Annotated in this window: 15 protein-coding genes; 10 read left to right on the plus strand and 5 right to left on the minus strand. The window is 42.6% G+C overall.

The annotated features are described in order from the left end of the window. Nucleotides 1-11: 11 nt before the first annotated feature. The 9 genes from HDC92_RS12455 (at nt 12) to HDC92_RS12495 (ending at nt 9,403) form a co-directional block, all read left to right on the plus strand. A complete protein-coding gene (locus HDC92_RS12455) occupies nt 12-1,124 on the plus strand; it encodes a hypothetical protein (RefSeq protein WP_183874869.1) in 1,113 nt (370 codons plus the stop codon). Continuing rightward, the gene (locus HDC92_RS12460; RefSeq protein ID WP_255484521.1) at nt 1,121-2,395 is read left to right on the plus strand and encodes a hypothetical protein; all 1,275 of its coding nucleotides are present in this window, start codon (nt 1,121-1,123) and stop codon (nt 2,393-2,395) included. The genes HDC92_RS12455 and HDC92_RS12460 overlap by 4 nt, the downstream gene beginning before the upstream one ends. Continuing rightward, the gene (locus tag HDC92_RS12465) at nt 2,392-3,552 is read left to right on the plus strand and encodes a glycosyltransferase family 4 protein (protein ID WP_183874871.1); all 1,161 of its coding nucleotides are present in this window, start codon (nt 2,392-2,394) and stop codon (nt 3,550-3,552) included. The genes HDC92_RS12460 and HDC92_RS12465 overlap by 4 nt, the downstream gene beginning before the upstream one ends. Continuing rightward, a complete protein-coding gene (locus HDC92_RS12470; protein WP_183874873.1) occupies nt 3,545-4,948 on the plus strand; it encodes an exosortase Y-associated Wzy-like protein in 1,404 nt (467 codons plus the stop codon). Before HDC92_RS12465 ends, HDC92_RS12470 begins: the two co-directional genes overlap by 8 nt. Before the next feature lie 26 nt (nt 4,949-4,974). Continuing rightward, nucleotides 4,975-6,114, plus strand: a complete 1,140-nt coding sequence (locus tag HDC92_RS12475) for an XrtY-associated glycosyltransferase XYAG1 (protein WP_183874875.1) — start codon at nt 4,975-4,977, stop codon at nt 6,112-6,114. Further along, complete coding sequence (locus HDC92_RS12480) at nt 6,107-6,970, plus strand: glycosyltransferase family 2 protein (protein ID WP_183874877.1); 864 nt, start codon at nt 6,107-6,109, stop codon at nt 6,968-6,970. The genes HDC92_RS12475 and HDC92_RS12480 overlap by 8 nt, the downstream gene beginning before the upstream one ends. After that, nucleotides 6,954-7,508: a putative colanic acid biosynthesis acetyltransferase gene (locus HDC92_RS12485; protein ID WP_015809709.1), complete on the plus strand. Its 555-nt coding sequence runs from the start codon at nt 6,954-6,956 to the stop codon at nt 7,506-7,508. The genes HDC92_RS12480 and HDC92_RS12485 overlap by 17 nt, the downstream gene beginning before the upstream one ends. 10 nt (nt 7,509-7,518) lie before the next feature. After that, nucleotides 7,519-8,622, plus strand: coding sequence for an MraY family glycosyltransferase (locus HDC92_RS12490; protein WP_183874879.1), 1,104 nt, complete (start codon nt 7,519-7,521; stop codon nt 8,620-8,622). A 121-nt stretch (nt 8,623-8,743) separates the two neighbouring features. Beyond that, a complete protein-coding gene (locus tag HDC92_RS12495) occupies nt 8,744-9,403 on the plus strand; it encodes a PAS domain-containing protein (protein WP_036674949.1) in 660 nt (219 codons plus the stop codon). A gap of 37 nt (nt 9,404-9,440) precedes the next feature. On the opposite strand, the gene HDC92_RS12500 is transcribed toward HDC92_RS12495, so the two are convergent. The 3 genes from HDC92_RS12500 to HDC92_RS12510 form a co-directional block, all read right to left on the minus strand. Beyond that, a complete protein-coding gene (locus tag HDC92_RS12500; RefSeq protein WP_183874881.1) occupies nt 9,441-9,764 on the minus strand; it encodes a hypothetical protein in 324 nt (107 codons plus the stop codon). 133 nt (nt 9,765-9,897) lie between these two features. After that, nucleotides 9,898-13,911 carry a chemotaxis protein CheB gene (locus tag HDC92_RS12505; RefSeq protein WP_183874883.1) on the minus strand — a complete coding sequence of 1,338 codons (4,014 nt, stop codon included), beginning with the start codon at nt 13,909-13,911 and terminating at the stop codon, nt 9,898-9,900. 6 nt (nt 13,912-13,917) lie between these two features. Next, nucleotides 13,918-15,447: a GAF domain-containing protein gene (locus HDC92_RS12510; RefSeq protein WP_183874885.1), complete on the minus strand. Its 1,530-nt coding sequence runs from the start codon at nt 15,445-15,447 to the stop codon at nt 13,918-13,920. A gap of 204 nt (nt 15,448-15,651) precedes the next feature. Between HDC92_RS12510 and HDC92_RS12515 the strand changes: the two genes are divergently transcribed. Continuing rightward, nucleotides 15,652-16,212, plus strand: a complete 561-nt coding sequence (locus HDC92_RS12515; RefSeq protein ID WP_183874887.1) for a biliverdin-producing heme oxygenase — start codon at nt 15,652-15,654, stop codon at nt 16,210-16,212. Here HDC92_RS12515 and rfbD read toward each other — a convergent pair. Both rfbD and HDC92_RS12525 read right to left on the minus strand, forming a co-directional pair. Beyond that, entirely contained in the window at nt 16,204-17,055 is an 852-nt protein-coding gene (gene rfbD, locus HDC92_RS12520) for a dTDP-4-dehydrorhamnose reductase (protein ID WP_183874889.1), read from the minus strand. The genes HDC92_RS12515 and rfbD overlap by 9 nt on opposite strands. Nucleotides 17,056-17,157: 102 nt before the next feature. Next, nucleotides 17,158-17,589 (minus strand): methionine adenosyltransferase (locus HDC92_RS12525; RefSeq protein WP_183874891.1); only part of this gene is annotated, 432 nt, incomplete at its 5' end.

Raw genomic sequence — 17,589 nt, forward strand, 5'->3', positions numbered from 1 at the left:
AGGGCTACCAGGTGAGCATACTAACCGCCATCTATGCTGATGAACTGTTAAAAGAAGATGAGCAACTGCTGGCAGGTTTTTCCATCAATTATCATTTTTACAGTGATCAGCGTAAACTCACATTACGAACATTACTGGATAAGGCATTAAAAAAAATATTCATGCTGCTGCAAGCAAAATTCGGTTTGTCGTCTGTATATAGTCTGGGATACGCGCCGGGCAGACTCAAAATAAAATGTAAACATGAAGCTGCAGATTTATATATTATGCACCAGGAAATGCCATTAGTTGTAGGCTGTAAATTATTAAACGAAGGCCTGAAAGTTGGATTTGACCTGGAAGATTTTTACTCTGAAGACCTGCTACCTGCTGCCCGGCAGCAAAGACCGGTTAAATTATTAAGTAAAGCAGAGTCTTTTGCCTTAAACAAGGGGGCTTTTACGCTCACTACTTCAGCATCTTTAAGCGCATACCTGACAAAGGAATACGGGGGCACAAATCCTTATGTAATCAGGAATGTATTTCCCCTACCTGCAAAAAAGCTCATGTCCAACGCTGCCGGAAAAGCTTTAAAACTATATTGGTTCTCTCAAACAATAGGCCCTGGAAGAGGCCTGGAACTACTGATCGCAGCGGCAAACAAGGTAAGCAGTCCAATAGAAATACACTTAAGGGGGAAACCGGTCAACGCATATGCGGATATGCTGCGTAAAAACTTAAAGCCTCATCACCAGCTGGTGCTGAAATCCATTATCCCCAATGCTGAAATCACATCCGATATGCAAAATTATGATATAGGCCTGGCCTTAGAACCGATAACACCATTAAATAAAATGCTTACTACCTCAAATAAACTGTTTCATTATTTATCAGGCAGCTTGCCGGTAATTATCAGCCCTACTTCGGGACAGAAAGAGATCATGGCACTACAGGAAGAGCCCTGCATTTTCCTGTCCGAGGAACAAAATGCTGATTCTTTATCTGAAGTAATCCATACACTGATCCAGGCTTCAGACCAGGTTGAAACATTAAAAGAAAGGGCATACCAGCTGGCAGAAAGAAAGTTTAACTGGGAAATGGAAAGTAAAAAACTGGTCCTTATCATTAAACGTCATCTGGCTTGAAAAAAGTACTCATCATTTCGCCTTACTTCCCGCCTTCAAATGCGGCAGACATGCAACGGATACGCATGAGCCTGCCTTATTTCGAACAATTTGGATGGGAAGCTGAGATCGTAACAGTTGATCCCAAATATTCAGACCTGCAAAAAGACGATCTGTTAATGGAAAGCATTCCTGAAGGGTTAAAAATATATACTATAAAAGCCCTGGATAAAAAGTGGACATCTAAAATAGGATTGGGCAGTATTGCGCTAAGGTCACTATGGTTTTATTTTAGAAGGGTTAACCAAATCCTTAAATCCCGGAAGTTTGACCTTATTTATTTTTCCACCACACAATTCCCTGTTTGTATACTTGGGGTGTATTGGAAAAAACGGTTCAAAATACCTTATGTAATAGATATGCAAGACCCCTGGCATACCGATTATTATCTTAGCAAACCAAAAAATGAGCGTCCTGCAAAATACTGGTTTTCCTATCGCTTAAATAAATGGAGCGAACCTATAGCCATTAGAAATGCTGATGGTTTAATCAGTGTTGCAGCACAATACATTATGGATCTGGAATCCAGATATCCTGTGATCAAACCGATTCCAAAACAAACCATACCGTTTGCCTTCTCTGAAATAGATTTCAGGATAGCTAAAGATTCGCGTTTGCCCATTACTTTCCAAACAGGACAATGTTCAATAGTCTATGCAGGCGTTGCTGGTCACCAGATGCAACAAAGTATAAGGCACCTGTTTCAGGCTCTTCAACAATTAAAAGAGCAGCATGTTGAATTATATAATAAAACGACTTTTTATTTTATCGGAACAAGTTATGCCCCGCAGGGAAAAGGGGGGGAAATAATTAGCAAAACTGCCGCTGAATATGAGATTAGCAGTCAGGTCATTGAGTACAAAGCGCGCATCGGATTCTACGCTACCTTAAAATTGATTACGCAGGTAGATGCACTGTTGATTATCGGGACAGATGACCCTGGTTATACCGCTTCTAAATTGTATCCCTATATTTTTGCCAAAAAGCCATTATTGGCCATTCTACATCCAACAAGTAGTGCCGCCAAAATCCTTAAATCCTGTAAGGGAGGTACATTGATTACGACTGACATGCCTGCAGAGGATGCCAGTAAAATAATAATTGAATATTTGACAGCAGTGAACCTCGGCAAATACGAGATCAGGACAGATTGGAAGATTTTTCAGAAATACAGTGCTGAAGAAATGACGCAGTGTCAATGTTTACTTTTTAATGCAGTGCTGAATAAATGAAGAAACTCGCCATCATTACCACGCATCCTATCCAGTATTACGCCCCCGTGTTCAGGTTGCTGGCCGAAAGGCAGCGTATAGAAATCATGGTATTTTACACCTGGGGTATGGAAGCAGCTCAAAAATTTGATCCGGGCTTTGGTAAAGTTATTAACTGGGATATTCCCCTGCTTGATGGTTATCCTTACGAATGGGTACAGAATACCGCAGCGGTTAAGGGTTCCCATCATTTTAAAGGTATTCAAAATCCGGGCTTAGTCCGGCAACTGGAGTTCTGGCAGCCAGAAGCTGTCCTGATATATGGCTGGGCCTATCAAAGCCATTTAAAGGTAATGCGTCATTTTAAAAACAAGCTGCCTGTTTATTTCAGGGGCGACTCTACACTTATTGATGAAACATACAGGTTAAAAAGTCAGATTAAAACCTGGTACCTGAAATGGGTATATTCACATATCAATCATGCATTTTTTACCGGCACCCAAAGTAAAGTCTATTTCAAAAAATACGGATTAAGGGAACAGCAACTAACCTTTACACCACATGCAATAGACAATCAACGATTTTCAGTAAAAAGAACTGAGGAAGTCCATGAGCTGAGAAACCATTTAAAAATTTTGAACGGAGCGCTTCTTATTGTTTTCGCAGGCAAGTTTGAAGAAAAGAAAGATCCGGAATTATTGCTTAAAGCTTTCCTTGCTTTAAAAAGGAAAGACTTGCACCTGTTGTTCATAGGAAACGGAACACTGGAACAATCGTTAAAAAAAACTGCACAAGCTGATGCACAGGTACATTTTTTAAATTTTCAGAATCAGCAATATATGCCTGTGGTTTACCAGGCCTGCGATCTGTTCTGCCTTCCATCAAAAGGCCCTGGCGAAACCTGGGGGCTGGCCGTAAATGAAGCAATGGCCTGTTCAAAACCCATTTTAGTATCCGATAAAGTAGGTTGTGCTGTTGATCTGGTTAAATCAGAATGTAATGGCGCTATTTTTAAATCCGGTTCTTCAGACAGCATAGCCCTTCATTTAACAGCATTGCTGGATAAAGGAAAAGAAGGTCTGGCACAGATGGGCCTTCATTCGAAAAAAATTATTGATGACTGGAGCATCCCGGCACAGGTTGAAGCCATTGAATCCGCAGTTCTAAAACATGGATAACCGTACATCCATTGAACAATACTTTATCCTCTTTGCACCCTGGGTGCTGGCCTCCTTATTAAAAGACAATGCTGTACTGTCTTATTTTATCGCGTGGGCAGGCTCGTTTTTTATATTCTACCTTACTTTAACCGGAAAAATAAAAGCCCTGCCCGATGATCGAAATATAGCAGGACAACTTATGCGGCCCATTTTTCTGGTCCAGTTCATTTTTGCCGGTTATATGTGCTGTACCACCCTATTTTACTTTTTTGATGTACTGGGTTATGTCAACTTTAGTAAGATAAATGATTTCTACCTGGTTGATCAGGAAAGGCTCAGGCTAACTGCACAATGCCAACGTTATTATTGCCTGGCCCATGCAAGTTTTGTAACTGGCATACTTGTTTTCATGCACTATCCCATCCCCTCAAAATATCATTATAATGAGCTCAAACTGGTTAACCTGATCTTCGCTATAGCTTTAATTACACTTAGCCTATCTTACCTGCTTTTATATATCGGGGGCTTATCACAGTTTTCCCATCAGCTCAATACCCTAAGTTTTATTGCAGGTACCCTTGCCCTGGCCTTTGCCGTCCCGCAAAGAAAAACATGGAGTATAATTGCCTGCCTGGTCATCTATGGATTTAATTTTTATCAGGCCCTCATCTCGGGGTTTAAAGAGCCCATTATTTTAAGCATACTCATCCTGGGGATTTTTTTATACCCGGCCTATAAAAAGACAGTGGCCACCACCTTCATACCACTCCTGTTCATGCTTTTTATATTACTGCCTACCTATAACCGGGTATTTCGCCAGCATGCCTGGTCAGACAATGTATCTGCAGATGAAGCGAGCCAGCTTGCTTTGGAGTCGGCCCTGAACGAAGAAGAGGCGGACACCGACAACTGGTCCTTTTTCGCTTACAGGTTAAGTGAAATAGATATGTTTACCAAATATGTCCAATCTACACCAACCCATGTCAATTATTATGGGTTTGAGCTGGTCAAACAATCCCTCAGCTCCATCATTCCCCGTATTTTCTGGCCATCTAAGCCCATTACTGAGCAAATTGTAATGGAACGGGTTTACAACGCAGGCGTCGCCTCCCGGAGATCAAATGTTTCAGCCAAACCCGCTTTTGTGGTAGATGCTTATCTATCAGCTGGTACTGCCGGAATATTTATATGCCTGTTCATTTACGGGGCGGTTTGCCAGCTGATAGCCACAAAGGCCGAGGAATTGTTTGGCGGATATGTATTGGGCACGGCATTGGTGTTTACCGGTCTGTTCCAGGTTTTCTGGCGGGGACAAAGTTTTGAGTTCCTGTTCAATACCGTCTGCTGGAGTTATGTAACCATGTATATCATTTTCTGGATTTTGCGCTTTACCCAGATTTTAAAACCACAATGATCAGTACCATTCAGGGATAGATTCCAATGAAAATTCTTCAAATTAACGCCGCTTATAAACCTGCTTACGTTTACGGAGGACCAACCATGTCTGTTTCAAAACTTAGTGAACAGCTCAGCAAACATGGGCATCATATAGCAGTATTTACAACTACCGCAAATGGCCTGGAAGAACTTCCCGTAACCAGAAATATCCCACAAAATGTGGATGGTGTGCCGGTAACTTATTTTAAACGCCTCACAAAAGACCATAGCCACTTTTCTCCCTGGTTATTGATCAGGTTATGGAAAGAGGTAAGAAAATATGATGTGGTCCACATCCATGCCTGGTGGAACCTGGTGTCTGTATTGTCCTGCCTGATCTCCTGTATGCGCGGCGTGCCCGTGGTATTGTCGCCCCGCGGCACTTTAAGTCCCTATTCCTTTGGCAATAACCACATCCTGATCAAAAAAATGTTGCATAAGCTTATCGGCAGGTCCCTCTTAAACCGGTGTTATTTACACACTACTTCTGCCCGGGAGCAGGAGGCCATGTACAAGCTTCTTAAACCCAAGGGTATTTTTAACATTCACAATGCAGTAAACCTTCCGGCCATTTTCCCAAAACAGAGCCTGGACCAAACAGTACTGGTACTTAAACTTTTGTTCTTTTCCAGGATTGATCCTAAAAAAGGATTAGAATTACTGTTTGCGGCACTTTCGGAGATTTCTATTCCTTACAGTTTAACGATTGCCGGAAACGGTGATGAAAATTACATCACCTATTTAAAAGAACTGGCCAGGCATTATCAGATTGAGCACTCCCTGACCTGGCTGGGTTTTAAAAACAACCATAAATTTGAGCTGATTGCCGGGCACCACTTATTGGTGCTGCCCTCTTATGATGAAAATTTTGGCAATGTGGTAATCGAAAGCCTTGGCGTAGGCACTGCCGTCCTGATCAGCAAAGAAGTGGGTTTAGCCCAATATGTCAAAAAAAACAACCTGGGCTGGATCTGTGAAACAGCGGCCAGTTCCATCAAAAAGAATCTTGTCCATATATACCATAACCCCGGCACATTAAATATCATCAGGGAATTTGCCCCATTTATAGTAACAAATGAGTTTAATGAAGACAAGCTCATTGAACAGTATGTAGTCATGTATCAACAGATCAGCCTTGCTTAACCCTCATTACACTTTCATTATATTAACCTATAATGAAGAAACACACCTGCCCAGGTTGTTAAACTCCATTTATGAATTAAATGCAGCGGTTTGCATCCTGGATTCTGGAAGTACCGACCATACCATGACCATTGCAGCAACTTACAATGCACAAATTAAACAACATCCTTTTAAAAACCACCCCTGGCAATGGCACCATGCCTTAAGCACTTTTGACATCAAAACGCCCTGGGTTATTGGCCTTGATGCAGACCAGGTCATTTCTGATGAACTCAGCACACTATTGCTGAACTTTAGAGATGAAGATTACGCAGATGTATCCGGCATCTATTTTAACCGTAAAAATTATTTCAAAGGCCGGTGGTTAAAATATGGAGGCTATTATCCTTTCTATCTTTTAAAAATGTTCAGGTATGGTACGGGCTATTCCGACCTGAGCGAAAATATGGACCACCGTTTTATTGTTCCCGGAAAAACCATCATCTGGAAAAATGCTTACCTGCTGGAAGAAAACCTGAAAGAGAACCAGATCAGCTTCTGGATAGATAAGCACAACCGTTACAGCGACCTGCTGGCGCAGGAAGAAATAGAACGCAGAAAGAAATTAAGGCTACAAACCATCAAAGCTTCATTTTGGGGAACACCCGATCAGCGCACTGCCCGGCTTAAACAAATGTGGTGGCGCATGCCATTATTTATCCGCCCGGTTATATATTTCATTTACCGCTACATCTTCCGGCTGGGTATACTGGACGGCTATGCCGGTTTCATTTTCCATTTTATGCAGGCTTTTTGGTTCCGTCTGGTGGTAGACATCAAGATAAAAGAGCTTTTAGATAATGAACAAACAGACTGACCTTTCTACCTATGTCCATGCGGCAGCGCATCGCAATTACAGCCCGCTGAAAAGGATACTCTGGTTTTATGTCAACACCTTGATCTTTAAAACAGGGCTGTTTCCATCCAGCCGGCTCAAAGTTATGTTACTGCGTTGTTTTGGGGCCAAAGTTGGCAAAAAAGTGGTCATCAGGCCTGGCGTAAACATCAAGCATCCCTGGCTGCTGAGTATCGGAACACATGCCTGGATCGGTGAAAACGTCTGGATCGACAACCTGGTACAGGTATCCATCGGCAACCATGTCTGTTTATCCCAGGGTGCAACCCTACTTACGGGCAGTCACAATTACAAAGACCCGGCCTTTGGCCTCATTACCGGGGCCGTTACTTTAGAGGATGGGGTATGGATTGGTGCCAGGGCTACGGTTAACCACAGCATAACGGCCTCCTCTCATGCGGTACTTACAGCCGGATCAGTGGCCACAAAGAATTTAGAAGCCTGGTTTATTTATCAGGGCAATCCTGCCAGCAAAACCAGGCCCCGTTTTATCAGTTAATTTAAATGTAATGACAAGCTATTTACAGGAACACCAGCCGATCTATTATATCCTGGTTGTGCTCAGTTCAATTTCTATTACCTTACTCAGCATCCCATCTATCATCTTTATAGCACGTGAAAGGCGACTGTATGACGACCTGGGACATTTGCGAAAGCTGCATAAAGCTGATGTGCCGCGTTTGGGCGGGGTGGCCATATTTGTGAGCTTTACCATTACGCTGCTGTTCTGGAACATTACAGGCCCGGCCTTACCCCTCAATTACCTGTTAACGGCCTGCATTATGCTGTTTGCAATTGGCATTAAAGACGACCTGGCAGGCGTTAACCCTCGTACCAAGTTCATCATACAATTTATTGCAGGCTTAACACTCAGCGTTGCGGGCAATATCCGGCTCAGCAACCTATATGGTTTGTTTGGCATCTATGAACTCTCCTATTTTCCAAGCATGCTCCTGTCTATATTGATCATCATATTTATCATCAACGCCTTTAACCTGATCGATGGCATCGACGGGCTGGCCGCCACTACAGGGATCATTGTGAACAGTGTATTTTCAGCCCTGCTGATCAGCATGCACCAGTACCAGCTGGCGGCCATTTCCCTGTCACTGGCAGGCGCTATTCTAGGTTTTATTAAGTTTAACATCAGCCCTGCAAAAATATTTATGGGCGATACCGGCTCATTGTTAACCGGACTGGTATCGGCAGTGGTGGCTTTAAAATTCCTGGAAGCGGCACATTCCTCCGGCGGTCTTTTCAGCTGGGGGCCATCTGCATTGGGCATCTGTATGGCCATTTTAATCGGCCCCCTCTCCGATACCTTAAGGATCTTTGTGGTGCGCTTATCAAAGGGCAGGTCGCCATTTGTGGGCGACCGCAACCACATTCACCACCGGATCTTAAAACTGGGTTTCAGCCATCTGCAAACCACCCTCATTTTAGCAGGCCTAAACGGATCGGTCATTCTGCTGGCTTTTTTTCTGGCCGATTACGGCAATGGGATCATCATCCTTTCCATCGCCCTGCTCCTGATGTTGTTCAACTGGATACTCACCTATTTTATCCGCTCAAAAGACCGCGAAAGCTATGCGCTGCGCAATTTGTTTGTTTAATTATTTATATCCTACATATCACTTTTATAAATTTAATTCGCATATTGCAGTAATCCTCCCTTATTATTTTTTCGAAATCATGTAGCGTTAATTGAACCACAACTAAAGTGTATATCAGACCGTGCCCAATTTTAAAGAACTAGCCGAACGCAGCCACCTGATGGCCCGATTAAAAATAGAGGAAGAAAAGTACAACAATCTGTTGACCCGATTCAATACACTTTCAAAAGCTACCAGCGATGCCATCTGGGACCTGGACATCAAAAGCGGATATATGGTATGGAACAAAGGTATTGTGGGGATTTTTGGTCACCGGGACATTGCCCCTACCCGCGAATGGTGGTTAAGCCATATCCATCCGGAGGATTTGGACCTGGTGCTTAATGAATTCGAACAGCTGTTCAAAAACCATAAAAACCGGACAAAGACCGAATACCGTTTCAGGTGTGCCGATGGCACCTATAAATCAGTTTTAGACCGCTCTTTTACCCTTTTCGATGAAGAGGAAAAGCCGGTAAGGATCATTGGTTCTATACAGGACATTACAGAGCGGGTCAATTATGTGAATGCCATGCAGGAACAAAATGTCCGGTTAAGGGAGATTTCCTGGATCCAATCACACGAAGTACGGGCACCCTTAGCGCGGATCATGGGCCTGGTGAAGCTGCTGGATGCTACTGCTGAAACCCATCCTGATGTGAAAGAGCTGGTAGGCCACCTTAGCGGATCTGCAGCAGAGCTGGACAATGTGATCAGCAATATCCTCAAACGGACTTCTTAATTTAAGCGGCCTTTTGCAGACCGCTTAAATGTGAGTACTAATCCGGCTGCTCCATTCGTTTTACCCGCTTTTTTCTTTGCAGCCTTCTGGTCGGTCTTTCTGGTATGCGGTCTATTATTTTTTTATAATGATCGCAGGTGATGTTCTGATTGGTCAGGTCCCCATACTTTACACCAAAAATAATTTCCAGTTTTCTGATCGTACTGTAAGGGACATCCTTTTTACTGGTAATTTTGATCAGGCTGTAATTGATCAGGGTATTGCGCGACACCCCGATAACCCGGTGCAATTGGGTGTTCAGCTTTCTGTATTCTATTACAGGAAGCTGGTCCATAAACTCTTTAATTTTATATTTATACATGGTTAGTGGTTTTTGTTAATTTAAGCAAGTTGCTCGTACAAAACCACAGTATTCACAGGTAAATAAAGCGAAAAAACGGATTTTACAAAATATTGTTTGGCAGGTATAATCGTTCTTTCAATCAGGCCAACGCTTAGTGTTTCGGTTTCAGTGGAATCTGGAACCAGAATTCTGATCCCTTACCTTCCTCACTTTGCACACCAATGGTTCCCCCATGACGGGTTACGATCTCGGCACAAATGTATAACCCCAGTCCGAGCCCCGAAAACTGGTAATTGACATGATCTACCCTAAAGAACCTGTCGAACACCAATTTTGCCTTATCCGGTGCTATACCGATCCCAAAATCCTGCACACATACCCGTATCTCCTTACCCATCAACTTAGTATACACAATCACCACCTTATTGTCAGGCGAATACTTGATGGCATTCGACAGAAAATTTTTGATCACCTGTTCAATTCTGTGCTGATCGGCATAAATATCGATATCGTCTGTATGTTTAAGGCTGATTTCATATCCCTCAGTATTCTGCATATCATCCACGCATTCTGCTATCAGTTTACGTATATTAAACTCGCTGTAATTGAACTGCATCTTTCCAGCCTGGATTTTGGATACATCCAGCAGGTCATTTACCAGAAATGTTAAATTCTCCAGCTGCCGGTTGGCCTTGTCAATGTAAATGAGCATGTCGCGGTCGGCCGTACCTTTTGCTGCTGCCCGTTTGGTCAGCTGTAAAAACCCTTTAATACTGGTAATCGGCGTTTTCAGCTCATGGCTTGCAATACTCATAAATTCGTCTTTCTTTTCCATGAGTTCTTTTTGCAGTTCATTTGTTTTGGTAATGTCTACCATAGAGCCCACCATCCGGTAAGGTGTATTAAAGTCGTCGTGTAAAATACTGCCCCGGTCAAAAATAATGGCATATTCCCCATTGGCCTTTAACACCCGATACTCTGCCGACCACTGTTTTTCGTTGTTGTTAATGGCCTCGTAAACACTATCCTGCACCCTTTTTCGGTCTTCCGGATGAATTTTATCAAACCAAAATCCAATATTGCTATTTTCATCCGAATTCGAATAACCAAACATTACATTGAGGTTTTCACTTCTCCACATGTTATTATTTACCAGGCTCCAGTCCCATATGGTATCATTGGTGGCCTTGGCAACCTCGTTAAAGCGGTTCTCACTGGCCGTCAACTCTTTTGTACGCTGTCTTACCTTTTCTTCCAGCTCTACATTCAACAGCTTCAGATTTTCCCGCACAGCAATCAGTTCATTATAATTTTTCTTCAGTCGCTGATCGGCCCGTTTACGGTCGGTAATGTCGGTTAAGGTTGCGGCAAACCCATCAGACATTTTTACGGCCACCAATTGGAACCACCTTTTGTTCGTCAACTGAAATTCAGTCTGTAAAGAACTGCCTTTCTCTACCACACTGGTATATCTGCCAAACAGGTTACCTTCTGCAAGTTCAGGTAACTGTTTCACCAGCATCGCGTTGTACAGTTCGTCTTTTTTCTTACCCAGAAAAGCAAGTGCTACATCATTAAAGGCAACGCACTTAAAATCCACGATAAAATGTTCCTGATTCCTGACGGCTGTAAAAGCCATTACCGCATTTAAACTTGCATTAAAAACCCCGGAGATGATGTTGTTCAATTCCGTAATGTGCGATACATCCACGAAAGTAATCACAACGCCATCTGTTTTTCTATCCTTGCGCAGGTAAGGCAGTATGCGCATCAAACTGCGGTTACCATTCTTTAGCTGCACTTCCTTTTCCATTGTCCTGCCGGTAAGCAGAACCGAACGGATATCTTCTGACAGGTTTTCGGCCTTAATGTTATTCGAAATATGGTCAATCGACCTGCCAATATCTGCATCAATCAGGTTTACCATACTTACAGCTGCTGGGTTAAATTTCCGGATGTATAAATTACCGTCTAAAAAAACCTGACCAATATCTGTACTCCGGAAATAGTTGTCCAGGTCATCGTTCAGCTCTACCAATTCCCTGATTTTCACCTGATGTTCCGTATTTAAGGTGTGCAATTCCTCATTCAGCGATTGCAGTTCTTCATTTCCCGACTGCAGCTCCTCATTTGCAGACAACAGTTCCTCATTGCTCGACTGCAACTCCTCATTGGTGGTTTCCATTTCCTCCACTGCGAGCTGCAGATTGCTGCGCGTCTCGTTTAGTTCAGCCTCCAGTTCAAATACATATTCATTTTGCTGGTCATTGGACAGGAGAGACATCACCAGGTCTTCCTTGTCCGGAATTACCTCCATCGTGCTTTCACCAAATACAATCATGGTGTAATCATTGCCTTGATGTATTTCTGGGGGCCTGATAGAAATGTTCAGATATACATCATCCTCCTTACGCTTAAAGCGGATCCGTTTCAGGTGTGTATTTTTATTTTCCTTCCATGACTTTCGCAGGGCGCTGTTCAAAACAATAGAAATCTCTCTGGGTACCATTTTCAACAGGTTGAGCTCTATCTTATCATCCGGTAAAGACAGAAACTGTCGGTAATTTCCTACAGCATCCTGTATGATATAGGCTTTGTCGATAAATATTCCAACATAGCCAAGGTCATTGGTAATAAATTTATTGAAACTCTTTTCTGCTGCTGTAAGCGGAACATCAGCAATGGATTTCTCTTTTTTAGCCTTTTGCTCCAGGATCCTGCCACCAGTACTATAGGTATTGTAATTTGAATAATTGATTGGCCCCGACTTCTGGTACACCTTCCATTTACCCGAAATCTCTCTGAGGCCCTCCTTCAGCACAGATGCGGTTTCACTCGATCCGAGGAACAGGTAACCATCTCTGTTCAGGGAAAAATGAAAGGTTGATAAGATTTTTTCCTGCAATATGCCATTCACATAAATCAGCATGTTGCGGCAGGTTACCATATCATTCTTTATAAAAGGGGGCGATTTAATCACATCGTGCTTCGCAAATACCACCTGTTTCCGGATTTGGGGAATCACCCCGTAAAATTTACCATCCTTTACAAAATACTTGCGGAACAAATCCGGGGGAATTTCCTTAATGATCGATTCCGGATATTTGTTGGCCGATGCAATTTCAATGCTTTTTTCATCAATGTCGGTAGCAAAAACTTTAATGTCCAGTTTTTTACCCGACTGCTCTACACATTCATTCAGCAATACGGCTATAGAATAGGCCTCCTGACCGGTACTGCATGCACATACCCATACCTTTACCAGGTCGTTTTCAGTTTTTGCATGAATCAGATCGGGAAATATTTTTTCTGCCAGCAATTCATAAGCCTGATGATCCCTGAAAAATTTGGTTACCCCGATCAGAAAATCTTTGGCCAGTATTTTAACCTCTTCCTTATCCGATGCCAGGTATTTCACATAATCCTCCAACCGCTTTATCCTGGTCTCATTCATTCTTCGTCCAATGCGGCGGATAATGGTGGGTGTTTTGTACAAATTAAAATCGTTGCCACTTTGCCGATGCACCATATTGAAAATTTGATCCAGCAATTTTTCATCCATCCCCTCTTCTTCCAGCAGCAAGGGTTCTTCTTTAATATAATTGAACAATTCCTGGTACATCTTTTTTGCCGGCAATATAAAATCTGCATTACCCGAAGAAATTGCGCTGTTGGGCATTCCATCAAATTTGGCCGTTTCAGGATCCTGCACCATTACCATTCCACCACATGCTTTAATGCTTTGTATGCCCCTGGTACCGTCTGTACCCGTACCAGATAAAATGATGGCAATTGCCTTTTCCTTTTTGTCCTCGGCAAGGGTATGCAGAAAAGTGTCTATGGCGGTGTTCGGGGCTTTTATCAGCGATTTATCTGCCAGTTTAAGCTTCCCCCGCTTTACGGTCATCAGCTTATTGTTGGGAATGATGTATACACAGTCCGGTTCAATCAGCATATCATTCGCGGCTTCAATCACCTTCATATTGGTATGCTTGGCCACCAGTTCAACGAGCAGGCTTTTGTAATCGGAAGAAAGGTGCTGGATGACCACAAAAGAAAAATTTGAGCTTTGTGGCATATGGTCAAAAAACTCATGTATGGCTTCCAGTCCACCTGCCGATGCACCGATTGCAACTATATATTTTTCCTTATGTTCAGCCATCATATTCAATCAATTGTATAACTGTTTTGTCCTGAATTCAAACAAGAAACTCCTCAAGGCCTCTGCGGCTTCCAGTTCCTGCTTTTTCCAGGGCAGGGCATGTTGTTTAACGGTTTGTTTCCATAATTTAAACGAGTTCCTCGGATGATACCTTTTCCCGTCCTTTTCAAAATTGATAGCCTGGTTAGGGTCGCCCCCCCATTGAATTGTTTCTACCACTTCAGGCCTGAAGCAAAAGATATAATCTCCTTTATTGTTGTCTATCGGTATGACCAGTACACCACTTGCTATATCGGCAAATTCACTGGCCTCCTCATATAAACCACTCAGGTGTTCCGTTGCAAAAACCTTGTTTATGCTTTTACCTTCTACCCACATCATCAGGTTATCTATGGCCTCCTCCGCTGGAACCATTCCCTGAGTTACCATTCTTCCATTTAAAATCATGGCTGCCCCCGTTGCATTAAACAGGTCAGGTAAACTCAGGCCCTCTTCAGGCAGCAAGCCAGCCACGATATTGTCGGCATCGTAAATCCGGTCTGTCAAAGTACTGCGTATCTGCTGAAGTGAGCTGGAAAAATCGTAGTCTTCTTTGTCAAGTATACGTGATACACCATTGGAAATCACTGCCGACAGCCATTCAAAAATAGAGCATACCTCATAATCCAGGTATTTTTCGGTCAGGTGATGGCAGGAGATCAGTCCCCATAACTCAGCATTTCTGATCACGCGGATAGACATGGACGCGTCAATGTTCATGTTCTTCATGTATTCCAGGTGCACTGCTACCACGCTTCTCAGGTTACAGTCGGACAAGTCTATGAACGAGTTGGTAACCGGGTTGATCACCGGATATAGGCGAACCGGCTGATAAGACCGGTTTGGGATCAGCCGGTAAGGATTTTTCAGGTAAAGCTGCCGGGCTTGTTTAGGCACATCAGATGCCGGAAAAGTTTGCCCGATATAAGGTTCAAGCCTTTCATCTTTTTCCTCTGCTATAACGGTACCATTCCAGTCGCGGTCAAACTGGTACATCAACACCCCGTCAAAGCCCGATATTTTACGGATTTCGTGAACGACCAGTTCACAAACTGCCTGCACGGTATCTGCCTGTTCAATGGCAGCCATTATTTTTTTTATTTCCTGGAAAACATCCGTAAAACTCTTTCTTTCCAAATCCCTGGCTTTTTCCAGTTCAATCAGTATATAGTCTGCTTTAATGTGCATTAAAGCATGGAAATGTTCAGCATTCTGTCCATTCTTTATAGATAGATTGAAGGGCAGCCTCTGTTTGATACCGGATTTTAAATTATCACTTAATTTGTCCGCACTTTCCACATCCAGGTATTGTGAAAGCGCTGTGCCTACCAGTTCCTGAACCGGCCTACCGGTTATTTCAACTGTATTTTCACTTGCCTGGATGATCTTTAAGCCTTTTGGTTCAAGCACCAGCAGGTAACCATAATCCTGTATCAGGTTCACGTTATGTAACGGCAAATTGCCGCAAAATTCAGAATCAAAGTTTTTTTTCTCTGCCATCTATTGCTTAGTTATCTGTTTGTCCAGCCTGCATCCCCTAAATTTGTATAAGTAAAATGGCTGTTGTTTAAACAATGCATTAAATACCAAATAATGTACCAAATTGTTTGCTAAGTTTACCTGCAGATACGTGTTTACGTTAATCAGAGATTTAATCCCTAAAATATATCTTTGCAGGCGGAAAATAAACAGAATTGAAAAAAAATGATTGCCGATAAAGTTAAAGCACAAACCAGCACTTACCACAGGGAGCTTGAAGCCATCCTGGTACGGAAAATAAAATCTATCCGTTCGGTCCAGGATTACATCCAGATCTTAAATGATTTTTACAGTTTTTTTGCTGGGCTAGAACTGCTGATCAGCAAACATCTGCAGCCTACACTTGCAGATGCAGGTGAGCGAAGGAAAACAGCCGCTATTGCAGATGACCTTAGCTATTTTAAAGCGAAAGTTCCTGATCTGGCGACCGGAGCAGAGCTCCCTGTCATTTTAAACCATTTCCAGGCGCTGGGCGCATTGTATGTGATAGAAGGCTCTACGCTAGGTGGAAAATACATCAGCCAGATGATATCGCAACAGCTGAATATTCCTGTTGATGAGGGTTTGTCCTTCTTTAACGGCTACGGAGAAAGTACCATGGAAATGTGGGCCAGGTTTAAAGATTATTTGAATAAAGAAGCAATTGCTGATGAACAACAGGCAGATGTAATTGAAGCTGCAAATCAGACATTTTTGAAGTTTAAAGATTGGGTAAATCTATCTTAACCTTTCTATACAAACCTTCAGGCTATCTTTCCAATAAGGGATATCCAAATTAAACGTAGATTTAATTTTAGTTTTATCCATTACGGAAAACTTTGGTCTTACGGCCCTTGTAGGGTATTGAGATGTTGGGATAGGCTTCACTTTGATTTTAGTGCCACTTAGTTCAAATATGCCAACAGCAAAGTCGTACCAGGAGGTTACGCCTTCATTGCTGTAGTGGTAAACACCATAATCTTTTTGGCCAGATTCTATGATGGATAGTATTGCTCCCGCAAGGTCTATGGCATAGGTAGGTGTTCCTATCTGATCGGCGATCACATTGAGTTCATCCTTATCCGCACCAAGCCTAAGCATGGTTTTTACGAAGTTATTGGCATATTCAGAATAGAGCCAGCTGGTACGTAATATAAAATGTTCTTTGAGATTATTAATGACATCTTGTTCCCCTTCCAGCTTTGTAAGGCCATATACATTAATTGGCTCGGCCAGATCATCTTCTTTGAGCAGCTCTGGCTTATCACCCTTAAAAACGAAATCTGTAGAAACATGGATTAAGGTTGCCTTATTTTCTTTGCAAAGCACTGCAATATTCAAAGCTCCATCTTTATTGATTTTTCTGCAGAGTTCGACATCATCTTCTGCCTTATCTACGGCAGTATAAGCAGCGCAATTGATGACATGGGTAGGCATTTCTTCGTTAAAAAGAATTTGAAGGAGTGCAATATCCAGAATATTGGCCTTGCTTTCATCAGGGAAACTGATGTTGTTGATGTTTCTTTCTGCAGCAACCTTTTTGAGGCACTGGCCAAGCTGGCCGGAAGCTCCGAGAACTAGTATTTTCAAAATTTTCTATTATTAGGAAATCAAATCAATCTATTTTTAAAAAATGTTAAGATCGTCAAAAATAAGACTTCCCTTAACAAAAGCAAAAAGGGTATAGCCATATTACAAAACAAAGGCAGTTTTTACTTTATCTACAAAATCAAGTTTTTCCCAGGTAAACAGGTCTACTGTAACTGTTTTTTCCTCACCATTAGGCGACCTGAAAGTTTTGGTTACGGTTTCTGGCTTGCGGCCCATGTGGCCATAAGCTGCGGTTTCGCTGTATATAGGGTTTCTTAGTTTCAGGCGCTGTTCAATAAAGTAAGGGCGCATATCAAACAAGCCCTCTACAATCTTAGCGATCTCGCCATCAGTTTTACCAACCTTAGCTGTTCCGTAAGTATTGATGTAAATTCCCATAGGCTGGGCCACACCAATGGCATAGCTTACCTGTACCAGGATCTCATCAGCAACACCGGCTGCAACCAGGTTTTTGGCAATGTGACGGGTAGCATAAGCTGCAGACCTGTCTACCTTGCTTGGGTCTTTACCCGA

The organism is Pedobacter sp. AK017 (assembly GCF_014200825.1).
GTDB lineage: Bacteria > Bacteroidota > Bacteroidia > Sphingobacteriales > Sphingobacteriaceae > Pedobacter > Pedobacter heparinus.

Coding starts and splice junctions, on each gene's coding strand:
- HDC92_RS12505 (WP_183874883.1), bottom strand. CDS start 13,911: ATGATGGCTGAACATAAGGAAAAATATATAGTTGCAATCGGTGCATCG.
- HDC92_RS12475 (WP_183874875.1), top strand. CDS start 4,975: ATGAAAATTCTTCAAATTAACGCCGCTTATAAACCTGCTTACGTTTAC.
- HDC92_RS12465 (WP_183874871.1), top strand. CDS start 2,392: ATGAAGAAACTCGCCATCATTACCACGCATCCTATCCAGTATTACGCC.
- HDC92_RS12515 (WP_183874887.1), top strand. CDS start 15,652: ATGATTGCCGATAAAGTTAAAGCACAAACCAGCACTTACCACAGGGAG.
- HDC92_RS12500 (WP_183874881.1), bottom strand. CDS start 9,764: ATGTATAAATATAAAATTAAAGAGTTTATGGACCAGCTTCCTGTAATA.
- HDC92_RS12510 (WP_183874885.1), bottom strand. CDS start 15,447: ATGGCAGAGAAAAAAAACTTTGATTCTGAATTTTGCGGCAATTTGCCG.
- HDC92_RS12485 (WP_015809709.1), top strand. CDS start 6,954: ATGAACAAACAGACTGACCTTTCTACCTATGTCCATGCGGCAGCGCAT.
- HDC92_RS12490 (WP_183874879.1), top strand. CDS start 7,519: ATGACAAGCTATTTACAGGAACACCAGCCGATCTATTATATCCTGGTT.
- HDC92_RS12470 (WP_183874873.1), top strand. CDS start 3,545: ATGGATAACCGTACATCCATTGAACAATACTTTATCCTCTTTGCACCC.